Here is a 15222-nt window from a genome sequence, read left to right as displayed (position 1 = left end):
CCTATGAACGCATACGAATATCAAGTTGGTGGCAGTCTCAAAATGGATGCTCCTAGCTACGTGGAGCGACAGGCTGACGCTGAACTCGATCGTGCTTTGCTCAGAGGCGAGTTTTGTTATGTTTTTAGCTGCCGACAAATGGGCAAGTCTAGCCTGCGGCTAAGAACTCGGCATCGCTTAGAAAAAAGAGGTTTTAGTTGTGCCTCAATCGACATGACGCGGATCGGCAGCGAAAATATTACTCCCGCTCAGTGGTACAAGGGTGTGATGGTCGATCTATTAAGAGGCTTCAATCTCTTTGGCAAAATCAATTTCAAAGCTTGGTGGCAAGAACGAGAAGATTTATCTCTCCTTCAGCGATTCAGCCAGTTTATTGAAGACATTTTGTTAGTCCAAATTAACAACGAGAAAATCTTTATTTTTGTTGATGAAATTGATAGCGTACTGGGACTTAATTTCCCAACTGAAGATTTTTTTGCTTTGATTCGAGCTTGTTACAACCAGCGAGCGGAGAATCCAGAATATAACCGCCTCACTTGGGCGCTATTTGGGGTAGCAACGCCTTCAGATTTGATTGCCGATCGCCATCGGACTCCATTTAATATCGGTAAATCTATCGATCTGCATGGCTTCGATCTATCAGAAGTACAGCCGCTAGCATCTGGCTTGGAGGATAAGGTAGCCAATCCGATATCTGTACTTAAAGAGATCTTGGCTTGGACGGACGGACAGCCATTTCTGACTCAGAAGCTCTGTCAAATTGTCATTCACGAAAGGATGAGTGGGAGTCAGGACTTACAAAAACCTACAAGTCTAGAAGGCGGAGATCGTTTCAAGTTAGATTACCATCTGCCGATCGTTAATTATCATCTGATCCGCTTTTATTACCAATTCCCACCATTAATTTTAGAAAAGCTGGTCAGAATCCACATTATTGAAAACTGGGAAGCGAAGGACGAGCCAGAGCATTTGAAGACAATCCGCGATCGCTTGCTGCGAAACGAACAGCGTGCTAGTGCTTTGCTGGGCATCTATCAGCAAATTTTACAAGGAGTTGAAATCCCCGTAGATGACTCTCAAGAGCAGATCGAGTTGTTGTTATCGGGTTTGGTTGTCAAGCACCAAGGACAATTGCAAGTCAAGAACCGCATCTATCGAGAAGTATTTAATCAAACTTGGGTAGAAAAACAATTAGCAAAACTGCGACCCTACTCCCAGGCGTTAGATGCTTGGTTAATCTCACAAAGGCGCGACTCTTCGCGGTTGTTGCGCGGGCAAGCCTTAGTTGAGGCTCAAGCTTGGTCGCAGGGTAAAAGCTTGAGCGAATTGGATTATCAGTTTTTAGCCGCAAGCCAAGAATGCGATCGCCGAGAAGTTGAGACGCGATTGGAAGCAGAACGGACGCAAGAAATAGCAGCGCGATTGCTGCAAGAGCGAAAAGCTGCCAGATTCCAAAAGTTATTTTTAGGCACTTTATGTTTGGTCTTGGCGATCGCTTTAGGATTGGGGCTAGCAACTTTCTTTCAATACCGTTGGTGTGCGGTCGGGCTTCAATCGGCGATGAACTGAGAAAAAATTCTGATAAAATTTAATCATTGCTAATCTTGCAAAGTTCAACCTGCCCGCCTTGAAAGACCTGCATCGTTAGCTGATAACCTTCCATCAACGACATTCCAACGAGTGGTTCTGAATCAGCTTCGTCTACTGGAATTGTTAGCAGCGTGCCATCCCAAATTACGACTGCTTCATAAACGTTGAATACACACTCACTGCCATCTCCAAGAATTGCTCGTCCTCGTCTCTTTCATCTCAATTTCAACTCAGCAATTAAATCGGGAGGCAATGAAAGCCAACCATTAAATCCTGTGTCTACGATCGCATCTTGGGTGAAGACTTTGCCATCAAAGCGGCGAATTGAAAGTGAGATAATCGGTTCAAATTCCTTGTTAACTACTCCAATAATCACATAGTTCTCCGGCTACGCCCACCAAATCGACGGACATAGCGAGAGCCAATGCGGACAATCCAAATTTGAGCATCTGGACGACGGGCTTCGAGGCGATCGCAGGCTACAATCTCACTCGGATCAACTTCAAAGTCTCCGGTTTCAATATCGATAGCTGCAATCTTGCCGTAATTACCTTCCTCGACTTGAGGACGCACCTGAGATTCATAAATCTCATCGCCCCGTCGAGCATACTCTTCTTTGCTGTAGCGGGGTTGTCGCACTGCCATTGGCTTGACCTTTCAATATTACCTTTGCATTTTAACCTGGGCGATCGCCATCTGTGCGATCGCGAAATTGCGTTACAAAAATTCGCTCAAATATTAGCTGTCTGGTTGTAAATAGTTATTATTGCTAGTTTTTTTAGTTCTCTTACCAAAAAAAACTATAAATTTCGACCTGTTTTTTTAGCATTTGGTATTTTTTTAGCTGAGTTGTAGTTTGATGTTTTACAATTTTATAGAACTTATTAATTGGGTACGTACTTGGCGATCGCGACACACGAACTTTCGCTGGCGATACCCATTCATAACGATCGCTCTCATGGCGATCGCCATTGCCTGCACTAACAGCACTGAAACAAACTTATCCTCAGTCAACGAGTCTTCAAATGAAAGTCAAGTCTTGAAAGTCTGGTGGGATAAAGGCTATACCTTGGAAGAAGATGAAGCGCTGCAACAACTTGTGAGCCGCTGGGAGCAACAAACTGGCAACAAAGTCAAGCTGTCTTTCTATAACAATGACGAACTCTCGCAAAAAGCTCAAAGGGCAATTCAGGCGGGAAGTCCGCCCGATATTTTAATGAATGATAATGCCGATCGGGTGTTGAATCCGCGTTTGGCTTGGGAAGGCAAATTAGCAGATGTCTCCGATGCGATCGCACCAGTGAAGCAGTTTTATCCCGATACCGTATTAGCCAGTGTTGATTTTTATAACAACCTTAAAAAACAGCGCAGCTATTACGCCATCCCCATTCATCAGGGTATACCTCATATTTTTTACTGGCGCGATCTACTCAAGTTAGCAGGACGGAGCGAGCAGGATATTCCCCAGGATTGGGATGGCTTCTGGAAGTTTTGGCAACAGATGCAGGATACTCTGCAAACCCAACACAATCGGAAGATTTATGGAATCGGCTTTCCGATCTCAGCTGGAGTTGTAGATACCTATGAAATTTTTGAACAAATTTTAGAAGCCTATGACGTTCAAATTCTAGATTCTCATGGTCAGCTGCGGGTTGACGATCCCAAAGTCCGCCAAGGCATTATCAAGTGTATAGATTGGTACACTCAATTTTACAAACAGGGCTATGTACCACCAGAGGCAATCAACTGGCTGAACCCAGACAATAATCGCAGCTTGCTCAATCGCCTGATCGTTATGACTCCCAACAACTCCCTCTCGATTCCTGCCGCTGTACGCCAACAACCAGACGTTTACCGCTATAAGCTCGGCACAATCGGATATCCTAATAAACCTAGTGGCAAGCCAATGCGTTATTTAGCTCTAGTTAAGCAAGCGGTTGTCCTAGCCGACTCCAAGAACCAGAAGTTAGCCAAGGACTTTCTTGCTTATTTAATCCAACCGGAGATCATCGGAAGTTTTCTCAAAGCTGCGGGAGGGCGTTTTTTGCCAGTCCATAAACTCGTCTGGAAAGACGCATATTGGACAGACACGAGCGATCCTCACATCTCCACTGCTGCCAAGCCAGTCATTCAGGAACAAACGCGCCTGATTGCTACTGCCCAAAACCCTGCCTATAGCCTAGTTCTCAAGGAGAGTGTTTGGAGTAAAGCTGTGAATAAAGTCGTTGTCAATGGCGTTGCTCCCGAACAAGCAGCAGATGAAGCGATCGTCCAAATTAAACAAATCTTTGCTCAATGGCAGTGAGTAAACAGTGACCAGTTACCAGTTACCAGTGACCAGTTCTGACTTACGACTTAAACGTCGCGATCGCTTGAGATTGAGCTGTCGCTACAAATTTCTGGCATTATTTCTCAGCCTTACAGTTGTTGCTTGCACTCAAAACTCTCAAGAACAAAACTCTAAAGTCAGTGTATCTCCAGCTAGCAGTTCCTCTATTGAGAGTAAAGCGTTAAATATTTGGTGGGATAAAGGCTTTACTTTGGAAGAAGACGAAGCACTGCAACGAGCTGCGAGCCACTGGGAACAACAAACTGGCAACAAAGTCAAGCTGTCTTTCTATCCCACCGACGAGCTACTACAGAAGGCGCAAAGGGCAATTAGGGCAGGCAAGCCACCCGATATTTTAATGAGTCATCGTGCTGGGGAGGAGCTAAATCCGCGTCTGGCTTGGGAGGGCAAATTAGCAGATATCTCAGAGGCGATCGCACCAGTGAAGCAGCTTTATCCCAATTCGGCACTACAAGCTGTTAATTTTTATAACAATACAGCTAAAAAGCGAAGTTACTATGCCGTGCCAATTTATCAGGCAACTATCCACATCTTCTACTGGCGGGACTTGCTAGAACAAGTAGGTCGGCACGAACGGGATATTCCTAAAGATTGGGATGGCTTTTGGGATTTTTGGTCGCAAGCACAGCGCGATCTGCGGGCAAAGCAAAAGCGGCAGATTTACGGCTTAGGCTTTCCTTTCTCGATGGGAGCTGTGGAAACCTACTTCTTTTTTGAACAAATTTTAGAAGCCTACGATGTCCAGATTCTCAACTCTCAAGGTCAACTGCGCGTAGACGATCCCAAAGTTCGTCAAGGCATTATTAAAAGCCTAGAGTGGTATGCCAAATTTTACCGTCAGGGCTACGTACCACCAGATGCAACTAACTGGTCAAATCCAGATAACAATCGTAGCTTGCTCAACCGCATTGCGCTGACAACGCCCAATCTGACGCTCTCGATTGCTGCTGCCGTGCGTCAAAATCCGAATGTCTACCGTTATCATCTGGGTACGATCGAGTTTCCCAATAAACCTAGTGGTAAGCCAATGCGTCTGTTGGTTACACTGAGGCAGGCTGTTGTATTTAACCAGTCCCAGCACCAGAAATTAGCCAAGGACTTTCTCGCTTATTTAATTCGACCAGAGGTAGCTGGAGAATATTTCAAAGCTGCGGGAGGACGTTTTTTGCCAGTCAATCGACAAGTTTGGCAAGACCCTTTCTGGACAGATCCAACAGACCCCCATATCTCGACTGCCATGAAGCAACTGATCCAGGGTCAAACTCGCCCATTCTATCACGTCCAAAATCCCGCTTACACCTTAGTTGTGGCGGAGAATCTTTGGGGCAAAGCTCTCAATCGCATAGTTGTAGACCGCATATCTCCAGAGCAAGCAGCGGATGAAGCGATCGCGCGGATGAAGCAAATTTTCGATCGGTGGCAGCGAATAAACAGTGAATAGGGAGCAGGGAGCAGGGGGGGGAACAAGGGGGACAAGGGGGGACAAGGGGGGACAAGGGGGGACAAGGGGGGACCCCACGACCGAAGGGAGTGGGGATTAGGGGGCGAAGGGGGACAAGGGGGACAAGGGGGACAAGGGAGCAATTCTAGCCAATAGTCACCAGCCACTACCAACTACCAATTACCCATTACCCATTACCCATTACCAATTACCAATTACCAATCCAAAATCGAGTGACTTAATCTATGAAGTCTTGGAATCAACACCTGACTGCTAAAGTCGCCAGTTCCTTCTTAGTTCTATCCCTGGTGGCTGTTGGCGTGGTGGGAAGCGTTGCTTTCTTCAGTGCTAGAGAGGCTCTCAAGCAGGCTGCTTTCAATCGCCTCAGCGTTGCTGCTACCCTGAAAGAAGAAGAAATTGGGCGTTGGTTTGAAGACCAGCAACGAGATTTTCTCCTTGTAACTCAGCATCCAGAACTACAAAGGAATATCAAGATATTACTAAGTGGCAAAATCACCGATCCGAATTATCTTGCCGCTGACAAAATTCTCTCCAATTATCTCATCAGTGTCACCCAAACCAAGCCAGCTTTAAGAGAAATTTTCATCCTCGATCGCAGCAATCAGATCGTTCTCTCAACTGACAAGCAGCGCAAAGGTAACTACGAAATTCTAGCTAACGTTAGCTATTTTGAACGAGTCGAGCTAAAAGATACTTTCGCTCCGATTTTCTACGTTTCACCCGTCACTGGTAAACCGTCAGTTACCTTGGCAACACCTCTACGCGATGCAGCAGGAGTGCGCCAAGGCATTGTTTTAGCTCACCTCAACTTAGACCGCATCGATCGAATCGTCCGAGAACGCACGGGCTTGGGTAATAGTGGCGAGACATACTTAGTCGGCTCTTTGGTATCAAAAAACGCTTTTATCTCCAAAGCAGAGAAAACTGAAGCACGGGAATTTCCAGAAGGAATTAGCAGTCAAGGCATTGATGCAGCGATGAGTGGTGTCAGCGGCTCTGGACTTTATCGCAACTATGCCAAACTGCCAGTTATTGGTGTCTATCGCTGGCTGAACGAGCAAGATCTGGCTTTGTTAGTGGAGATGCAGCAGGAAGAAGCTTTTGCCCCTGCTCGCCAACTGGCAGGAACAATCGTACTCGTAGGACTAGCATCGGTAGGTTGTCTGTCGATTGGAGTGTATTGGCTAACGCGACAGTTAAAAATCTCTCGCGAGCAGTTAGAGAATTACAGCCATAGATTGGAACAAAAAGCACAAGAAGCTGAAGCTGCCAACCTTGCCAAAAGCGAATTTTTGGCTAACATGAGCCACGAACTGCGGACTCCACTCAACGCCATTCTTGGTTTCACCCAACTGATGAGCCGCGATCGCTCGCTCAGTGCGGCACAGCTAGAAAATTTAGACACGATTAATCGCAGCGGCGAGCATTTGTTGACCTTAATTAATGATGTCCTGTCAATGGCTAAAATTGAGGCGGGGCGCACAATTCTCAATGAAAATAGCTTCGATCTCTACGAATTACTAGATTCACTTGAAGAGATGTTACGGCTCAAAGCAGAAGCCAAGGGCTTACAGTTGATCTTTGAACGCACCCCTGAAGTTCCCCAATGCGTACGCGCAGACGAGAGTAAATTGCGCCAAGTCTTGATTAATCTTCTGGGAAATGCAATTAAATTCACTCAAGCAGGCGGAGCAATCTTGCGCGTGAGAACGAAGCAGGACAAGCAGGAGGTATCTCAGTCACCACCTACTACCTGTACCCTACACTTTGAAGTTGAAGATACTGGTCCTGGCATTGCAGCATCAGAGTTGGAGAGATTGTTTAAACCCTTTGTCCAAACGGAAGCAGGGCGAAAATCTCATGAAGGGACTGGTCTAGGCTTAACTATTAGCCAACAGTTTGTGCGCCTAATGGGAGGAGAGATCGCGGTTAGCACGACTTTGGGTCATGGCACGATTTTTAGTTTCGAGATTCCAGTTAGCCCCGCAGCAGTGGTGGAAGTGCCGCCTCGACAGCACTATCGGCGAGTCATTGGACTCGCGCCCGACCAACCGAAGTATCGTATCTTGGTAGTTGAAGATAAATGGGAAAACCGCCAACTTCTAGTCAAGATGCTGGAATCAGTCGGCTTCGAGGTGCGCGAAGCCGAAAATGGTGAAGAAGGAGTGGCAATTTGGGAAAGCTGGCAACCACAATTAATCTGGATGGATATGCGAATGCCAGTGATGGATGGCTATGAAGCGACTAGACAGATTAAAGCCCATCTAAAAGGTCATGCGACGATAATCATTGCTCTAACAGCAAGTGCCTTTGACGAAGAACGCGCTGTAGTTTTATCTGCTGGGTGTAATGATTTTGTCCGCAAGCCCTTGCGGGAAGAAGTTATCTGGGAAAAAATGATGCAGTATTTAGGGGTGCGTTATATCTATGAAGACACCCAGCAGGCAGCTATTCCCAGCCAGCTAGAAGAGAAAGAACCCTATGCGCTGACAGCCCAAAGCTTGAGAGTCATGCCTTCTGAGTGGGTGGCGCAACTACACCAAGCAGCACTGCGGACTGATGAGAAGCTGATTTTCGATCTTCTAGAACAAATTCCACAGGATTATGCTCCTATGGCAACTGCTCTAGCCGATTTAGTAAATAACTTTCGTATTGATAAGATTATCGATCTAACGCAACTAGATTCAGCATGAATGACGATCGCGCTCAGGAGCCTAAAGCGAATATTTTAGTAGTTGACGATAAGCCGGATAACTTACGACTTCTATCTGCGATGCTATCTCAGCTGGGGTATGAAGTCCGTAAAGTGATCGACGGAAAAACAGCCTTGATGACCGCGCAAGCTGCCCCGCCCGATCTAATTTTGCTTGACATCATGATGCCAAACATGAATGGCTATGAGGTCTGCCAACACCTGAAAGCTTCGCCAACAACCCGCGATATTCCGGTAATTTTTATCAGCGCCCTAGATGAGGTCATCGATAAAGTTAAAGCTTTTGCAGTCGGGGGAGTTGATTACATCACGAAACCCTTCAGTGAAGAAGAAGTTTTTGCCCGCGTAGAGAATAATCTGACGCTGCGGCGGTTGCAACAGCAGCTGACAGAGCAAAATGCTCGCCTGCAACAAGAAATTTGCGATCGCCAAAAGGCAGAATCAGCACTATGGCTGAGTCAGTTTTATTTAGACAAATCTAGAGATGCAATCTGTATCATTAATGCAGATGCACGGTTTGTCTATGTCAATGAAGCAGCCTGTCGCATCCTGGGATACTCCCGCATCCAACTGCTAGATATGGCTGTTTGCGATGTCAATCCCAATTTCCCAACCACAATCTGGCAGTCACATTGGCAGGAAATTCGGCAGAAAGGCTCCTTCACCTTTGAATCGACCTCACGGACTAAAGATGGTCGGGACATCAGCGTGGAAATAACTGCTAATTATTTAGAGTTTAACGGTCAAGAGTACAACTGTGCGATCGTGCGCGATATCACTGCTCGCAAACAGGCAGAAGCAGCATTGCTTGGCAGCGAAGCGAAGTTTCGCCATTTGTTCGAGTCTGCGCCCGTAGGGATTTTCTCTCTACGCCTTTTCGATGGTTCGCTGCTGGATGCTAATCAGCAGTTTGGGCAAATACTCGGTTATACTTGTGCCACAGCTATTGGCACAGATGCGATCGCGCAAAAATCTGTAACTGACTTTTTGAGCGATCCGACTGCCCAACAGCAGATCTTGGCAGCAAAACAGGCGGCGGGAAAAGTCTGCCAGTGCCAAATCCAGATCCGCAAACAAGACGGAACGGTAATTTGGGTGCTATTAGCACTACGAATTGATGCAGCAGAGGATTGCTTGGTAGGCGCGATTGCAGAGATTAAAGATCGCTTTTAGGGACAAACAAAAGTCAACCTGAGATTACCAGAGATTTTAGCTCCTCAAGGTTTCCTTAAGAATTTCAAGTTCCTCAAAACAGCAACCACTTGCAGCTTTTCAACTGCGATCGCCGATCCGTAAGTATCGGTCGATATCTCTGTTGTCCTAAGATTAGGACTCAAGCAAGTCCAGAGATTTCCTGTAATGACAAATACAATCTATCAAATTACATTAATGAACGAAAGGTATGCAGCAACAGCCTCTAAAAAGGTAAGTTTGCAGTAGATCATCTGCAAGAGTTCTAGCAATAAATATAACTCTCATTTGAGAGCTGGCGATCGCGCAGCTTGCATTTGTAACACTGCCTGCCTTGACGCTGCCCGTTCTTGACCGTAGCAATTGGAGCTGGAGTTGAGGCGTATTCTTTATTCTAGCGAAATCATCATTACCCTTTCAGCAACGCCAGGAGTCACAAATGCAAGTTGTCACATTACCTTTAGAACCAAAATTCGATCCCAGCCAAGGGATCGCGCTCAAAGATCTAGCTCAGATTTGGCAATGGCAGTTGGCATTTGACTATCCTAATAGCAGTGTGGCTACCAAAGAGAGTATTGTCTGCTGGCTACTGGGAAACCGTTTGGAACATTTAGACTCAGAGCAGTTTAAACTCGTACAGCAAGGGATAGCTTACCGCTACCGGATTTTGCAGAATCGTTACTTAGGACAAGCACCAGAACAGGGCTATCGCCGCCTCTTGACCCGCTTGGGTAGCTTAGTCGTGCTGCAAAATAAAATCCGCATGATGGTGGCTCTGGGTCGCGATCGTCGTTGTCAAATTAGCGAAGTATTGCAAGAGTTTTTGCAAGATTTACTGCAACGCGATTGTTACCTACAACAGCAAATAACAGCGATCGCTGAATGTACTGATGACCTTCGCTTGCGAAACGCCTTACTATTTACTGCGATCGAAGAATACTGTTTGCGACCAGTTCGCAATCAACCGCTGATTGTCTATCGCTTCATCAACTATATGCGTCGCTATGCACCAGGAGGAGTGACGCAAGTACCGAACAACAGTGAGATTCGGATTGTTTTTGCTCAAATTCCTACTGAAGATAGCGATCGCAGCTTCAACTTGCTAGATGTACAAGCGATCGGGCAATACAAGGAACAAGAAGAAGCCGCAGCGCAACAGAGCGAGCGGGATGAAGTTAAACAGCAGCTATCTCAATATCTAGAACAAAAGTTGGGACATTCAGCTGTTCAATGGTTAAATTTATACCTCCAAGGACAATCGCAGCAAGCGATCGCTTCTCAGTTAAATTTGACCGCTAAAGATGTTTACCGATTGCGAGAAAAAGTTTGCTATCACGCTACGAGGCTTTTTCAAAAAGGAAACAGAAAATAGGAGACAGAAGATTGGAGAATTCAGAATTAATGTTCGATTTTTTTAGGGACGTACGGTTGTGCGCCCCTACGACTCCTCTAGTTTATTACCTGAGATTACCAGAGATTTTAGCAGCAGATATTACTACCGAGCTTAGAGTTTCTTTAAATTAAGCGCGATCGCTTCTCAAAGTTTTAGTTAGTCAACCTGTATTTTTCTGAGATTTATTTATGAAATTCCAGAGAATTTCTGTAACGACAAATATAAAATTATAAATTAACTTAGTAAGTAGAAGGGTTGCTAAAAACTATAATAATTACTTCGACTTGAAAATAACCAGAGGTCACAACAAATGTCTGGCTTTACTATCAGCTTAACTCATTTCAAATGTAATCTATTGCGATCGCCATGCCAATGGCTTGACTCTATTGAAATTCATAACTCCAATCTAGCTCGATTGCTGTGCATGACGATCCCTGCTCGTTGTCCCTTTGAGCGAGAAATCAAACTTTGCGATCGCACTATTTTCCGAATTCCGCCTCTATGCAAATTGAACCCTTTCTACGAACAAATAATTGGTCTACGCTTCAAGTGCTTGTCCTATTTGGCAGATAAATGCGGTGAAGATGTAGCCGTATATTGTTAGTAAGTTCGAGCCTAGATGAAATATGCAGAAAGTTCTCTACATATTAATTGAACCGAAAGGATCGGGAAAAACTTATATCGGATGAAGAAATTCTTCAGGCGATCGAATTGTTACGACCTGCTGCCTCAATTTAAATCATCTCATCAAAGTTGTTATGTCGCTTGCGATCGTGGAAACCCTTGCAGATTCCCCTCTCACCCCAGAATCACCGACTGATACCAATCTTCGAGTCTTGGCTTGCTTGGCAGAACGCAATGTGACGTGGCGTTATTCACTGCTATCGCGCGATCGCCTGCGAGCAATCTGTACTTTTGATGCCCCCGATATAGAATCTGTCCGAGAATCCTATCGCAAAGGTGGCGGCATATTTAGTCGGATCTGGGCTGGGGAATTGATTCAGCCACAGGACATTCAACCACGGCGCAATCCATCAATGCTCAAGGTGATTGAAAGCACCTATCCCCCGTTCGAGCAGGAGGAGTGGAACAAAATCAGCAGTAGAACCTTAAGCTGTTACGCCCACCGAGGAATTGAGTGGGTGCGATCTTACCTGTCGCTCGATCGCACCCGCGTTATTTGCGAATTGAACGCACCTGATACCCAGTCCATTCGGGAAGCTCAGCACCAAGCTGGAGTTTCTTTCGACCGCGTCTGGTCGGCAACGATCGTCAAACCGTAAGAGCATGTCCTCTGGGAACATTATCATTCTACTCACCCCCACTGGCACTTGTTAACGATTACTGACGGCGACACACCAACAGATACAGAAAGTATGGCGCGCCCACTGCTGCTGTCACTACGCCAATATTGCGCGTTACACCCAAAATGAAAAAGACCGTGCGGCACTACGCCGCCACGCCGACATGATTTTGCACGACAGTTGCGAAGCCGTTTCCCAGGAGTTGAATCGAAAAGATATTGAACGGCGATATCATACAGTGATGAAAGTGCTTTAGATCGCAAGTGGCGATCGCTGCAAAATCCTCTCATTGGCAGAAGCAATATTTTGCCAACCAGCTCAGCCTGAAGAAAGAAATGACTTGCAATGCAGGTGATTTGCGCTCTCAGATCTGAGGAAAATGACTTTAACAACACATGTTTAGAATTTTGTTTGCAGTTGCCGAGCCATCAACATCTAATTTTAATCTTGTTTGGTTATCGGCACTATTTGCCCTGATTTTGGCTCTAGTGCATCTGTTTTCCAGTAAACTCCGCTTTCTCGAAAGAACTCCTCGTAGTATTTGGCTGTCTGTAAGTGGCGGTGTTTCAGTTGCCTATGTCTTCGTCCATATCTTGCCCGAATTGAGTCAGGCACAGGAGACAGTTAAAGGTACGGTAGGCAAGGCACTATTATTTCTAGAACATCACGTATATCTTTTAGCACTATTAGGATTAGCCGTGTTTTATGGCTTAGAACGGGTTGCTAAAGTATCGCGCCAGCGCAACCGCAAAGCAGGTAGGGGAGATGTTGCTTCATCGGGTGTTTTCTGGGTGCATATTGCCTCGTTTGCTCTCTACAATGCCTTAATTGGCTATCTGCTCTTGCATCGAGAGGAACCAAGAGTTCAAAGTTTATGGTTTTTCTTTATGGCAATGGCTTTGCATTTCATAGTCAATGACAATGGATTACGCGAACATCACCAGCGTACCTATGAAAAAACTGGTCGCTGGATACTGGCAGCAGCAATTATTTGTGGTTGGGCGATCGGGCTGGGAACTCAACTGTCTGAGGCGGCGATCGCGTTACTCTTTGCTTTTCTCGCCGGAGGAATTGTACTTAATGTTTTGAAAGAAGAACTCCCAGAAGAACGCCAAAGTCGCTTCTGGGCTTTTGCCCTCGGTGCAAGTATATATTCTGCGCTTTTAGTTGCACTGTAATGTCGATAGCCTATTGTCGATCGCGAGTACGGACACTGAAACGTGTTAGGCTATTGGTGTTTCGATCGCGACGCGCGCTGTTGAATTTTTAAATTCAACTCACACAGGGATTAGGTGATGCAATTTCACCTTGACGTTACAAAGTTAATCATCGAGCTAGAGCGGGTGCAAGAGATGAAAGGCAGCAGAACTGTTTGCACGGCTGTGTCTCCACCTTAATAAGTGAATTTTCAGAAACGAGCGATTAAAAGTCACAACTGGGTCAAACAATCGCCGACGGTATTTAATCTTTAAGTCATCGAGGACTTTTTGAATCTCTGAGTGGGGCAATAGGTTTTGAAACGGCAGTCCCAGACTCTGCTTAAATTTCTGAAGCGAGAATTTCCACACGATTTGTCACAGTAGTAGTCTTATCAGCTTTCAAGTACTATCGATAAGTATTTTATGGGCTTGAAAGCTTTTTCTACCTTGAGAAAAACATTTTGGACAATCCCGGCACTATGACTGCATCTATGAGCTGCACTTGCTTGCCTGCAATACCTTGACTGGTCTCCCAGAGCCGAACCACTCAAAAGCCTGCAACGCTTCTCGATGGAGCTTGGTATCTCAACTACTCTGACAACGGTTATGGTAGCTGGGATGCGACATACAACAGATATGGCGATACTAATGACGCTCCCGTTCCTGCCGACGATGATGGCGATGCTAAAGCCGACCTCAGTGTTTAGGGTAACAATGGAGCTTAGTATATTGACTACTTTGCACTTTAACCGGCTTTGCAGATAGCTGAATCTAAGGCTTGAGTAGTAGGCGAACAAAAATGTACGTGCTTGTTCGACTTTACCTAAAAAGAATCAAGCAAGGCAGGTGTTGAGCCAACGCTTAAATGCTTCCTTCGTCTACGTTTTGGGCAAGTGCGTACAAGCATCTTTCCATTGCTACTAAAACCCTAACTCAGCCGTTTCAGCAAGGTTTCAGCAAGATTCTATGGTGCGGTTACATGCTATCCATTCTTTATTGCAAGATAGCTTTCCTAGTAGCGGTTTTCAATTGGATGCAATGCACGTCTGGTAGGGGCGCTTTCTCTGTGCGCCCCTACAAATGTCATCCACACAACCGAGAATTGCTATAAGACTGCAATAGACACTATTGACAAACTTTAGAGACATATCTGCCTGACTTATATCTAAAGAAGTAGCTGATGAAACTACTATGTTTATAAGGTTGCTTGAGCAAGAGTGTCTTAACTAAGCTACTGACAAAACTCTAAAGTTAAATTCAGGGTACGCTCGTGCAGATTCAACAAAAATTAGTTAAAAAATATATAGCAGTTCTAAATAATTTGTAAAGTAGGCTTCTAGCCTGCCGCAGGCTAGAAGCCTGCTCCACGTTCATGAATCAAATAGGATTGCTATATATAGCTATCTAAATTAAAGTATTCGCAAACTTCAGAGACATAACTATTTTCGTTACGTCTAGAAAATTTGTCTTAAAACCTTGATTTAATCAATTTAATCCTTCACTATGAAAGCAAGATTAAGCAATCTCTGGCTGAATCTCACTCAAATTTACTTCGAAGTACTTTCTTGAGGAAAAACAAATGGCTAGAATCACAATATTGGAACTGAGTTTTGAGGATTCTCAACTATCCCGAAACTCCAACAGCTTTCTTAACGACTTAACGGCTGGAGAAATAGAAGCTGTAGTAGGTGGTTCAGTTGCTGCTTCAGTACTAGCAAACATCGAAGATCTTGTTACAGATTTCGATGCTCAAATGGAGCAGTTGTTTGATAGTTGGGGTCAGCAATTTTCTACAAATACAGGATCGAGTTCTTCTACAAACACAACTCCAACCTCCGATAACGGTTCCAGACGTTCTAGGGTTTATGGAACTTACGGTGCATACTCTTAGGGTTAGTGACTCACGCCTAACACATACAGCTAAGCTAGCGCTCAACTAAGACATTTGGTGAACAGGATGAATAATGGTTAATTCAAGAGTTTATAAACTCTTGAATTAACCATTATTTTTATCATAGAA

11 protein-coding genes and 1 pseudogene are annotated in these 15222 nt (G+C 45.2%); 10 read left to right on the top strand and 2 right to left on the bottom strand.

Annotation, left to right across the window (positions count from 1 at the left end):
* Positions 1 to 3 precede the first annotated feature (3 nt).
* On the top strand, positions 4 to 1569 hold the full coding sequence (locus CHRO_RS16025; RefSeq protein WP_015155278.1) for an AAA-like domain-containing protein: 1566 nt from the start codon (positions 4 to 6) through the stop codon (positions 1567 to 1569).
* A gap of 19 nt (positions 1570 to 1588) precedes the next feature.
* Here CHRO_RS16025 and CHRO_RS34805 read toward each other — a convergent pair.
* Both CHRO_RS34805 and CHRO_RS16015 read right to left on the bottom strand, forming a co-directional pair.
* Positions 1589 to 1966, bottom strand: a pseudogene (locus CHRO_RS34805) (clan AA aspartic protease).
* Complete coding sequence (locus CHRO_RS16015) at positions 1963 to 2235, bottom strand: hypothetical protein (protein WP_015155277.1); 273 nt, start codon at positions 2233 to 2235, stop codon at positions 1963 to 1965. The pseudogene CHRO_RS34805 and the gene CHRO_RS16015 overlap by 4 nt, the downstream one beginning before the upstream one ends.
* 214 nt (positions 2236 to 2449) lie before the next feature.
* Between CHRO_RS16015 and CHRO_RS16010 the strand changes: the two genes are divergently transcribed.
* The 9 genes from CHRO_RS16010 to CHRO_RS15975 all read left to right on the top strand — a co-directional run bounded on the left by CHRO_RS16010 (position 2450) and on the right by CHRO_RS15975 (position 15093).
* Positions 2450 to 3895, top strand: a complete 1446-nt coding sequence (locus CHRO_RS16010; protein ID WP_041462504.1) for an ABC transporter substrate-binding protein — start codon at positions 2450 to 2452, stop codon at positions 3893 to 3895.
* 28 nt (positions 3896 to 3923) lie between these two features.
* Positions 3924 to 5381, top strand: a complete 1458-nt coding sequence (locus CHRO_RS16005; protein ID WP_051033352.1) for a sugar ABC transporter substrate-binding protein — start codon at positions 3924 to 3926, stop codon at positions 5379 to 5381.
* A 245-nt stretch (positions 5382 to 5626) separates the two neighbouring features.
* Positions 5627 to 8095 carry a hybrid sensor histidine kinase/response regulator gene (locus tag CHRO_RS16000; protein ID WP_015155274.1) on the top strand — a complete coding sequence of 823 codons (2469 nt, stop codon included), beginning with the start codon at positions 5627 to 5629 and terminating at the stop codon, positions 8093 to 8095.
* Positions 8092 to 9288 carry a PAS domain S-box protein gene (locus tag CHRO_RS15995; RefSeq protein WP_015155273.1) on the top strand — a complete coding sequence of 399 codons (1197 nt, stop codon included), beginning with the start codon at positions 8092 to 8094 and terminating at the stop codon, positions 9286 to 9288. The genes CHRO_RS16000 and CHRO_RS15995 overlap by 4 nt, the downstream gene beginning before the upstream one ends.
* A 457-nt stretch (positions 9289 to 9745) precedes the next feature.
* Complete coding sequence (locus tag CHRO_RS15990) at positions 9746 to 10678, top strand: hypothetical protein (protein WP_015155272.1); 933 nt, start codon at positions 9746 to 9748, stop codon at positions 10676 to 10678.
* A 331-nt stretch (positions 10679 to 11009) separates the two neighbouring features.
* Positions 11010 to 11303, top strand: coding sequence for a Mo-dependent nitrogenase C-terminal domain-containing protein (locus tag CHRO_RS30580; protein ID WP_015155271.1), 294 nt, complete (start codon positions 11010 to 11012; stop codon positions 11301 to 11303).
* 154 nt (positions 11304 to 11457) lie between these two features.
* Positions 11458 to 11982 carry a DUF4242 domain-containing protein gene (locus tag CHRO_RS15985; RefSeq protein ID WP_015155270.1) on the top strand — a complete coding sequence of 175 codons (525 nt, stop codon included), beginning with the start codon at positions 11458 to 11460 and terminating at the stop codon, positions 11980 to 11982.
* A gap of 416 nt (positions 11983 to 12398) precedes the next feature.
* Positions 12399 to 13181 carry a hypothetical protein gene (locus tag CHRO_RS15980; RefSeq protein ID WP_015155269.1) on the top strand — a complete coding sequence of 261 codons (783 nt, stop codon included), beginning with the start codon at positions 12399 to 12401 and terminating at the stop codon, positions 13179 to 13181.
* Between the two features lie 1600 nt (positions 13182 to 14781).
* Entirely contained in the window at positions 14782 to 15093 is a 312-nt protein-coding gene (locus CHRO_RS15975) for a hypothetical protein (protein WP_015155268.1), read from the top strand.
* Positions 15094 to 15222 lie beyond the last annotated feature (129 nt).

This window comes from Chroococcidiopsis thermalis PCC 7203, from assembly GCF_000317125.1.
Classification (GTDB): Bacteria; Cyanobacteriota; Cyanobacteriia; order Cyanobacteriales; family Chroococcidiopsidaceae; genus Chroococcidiopsis; species Chroococcidiopsis thermalis.
Note: the sequence above shows the minus strand (reverse complement) of the source record. Positions and strands in the feature narration are given on the sequence as shown.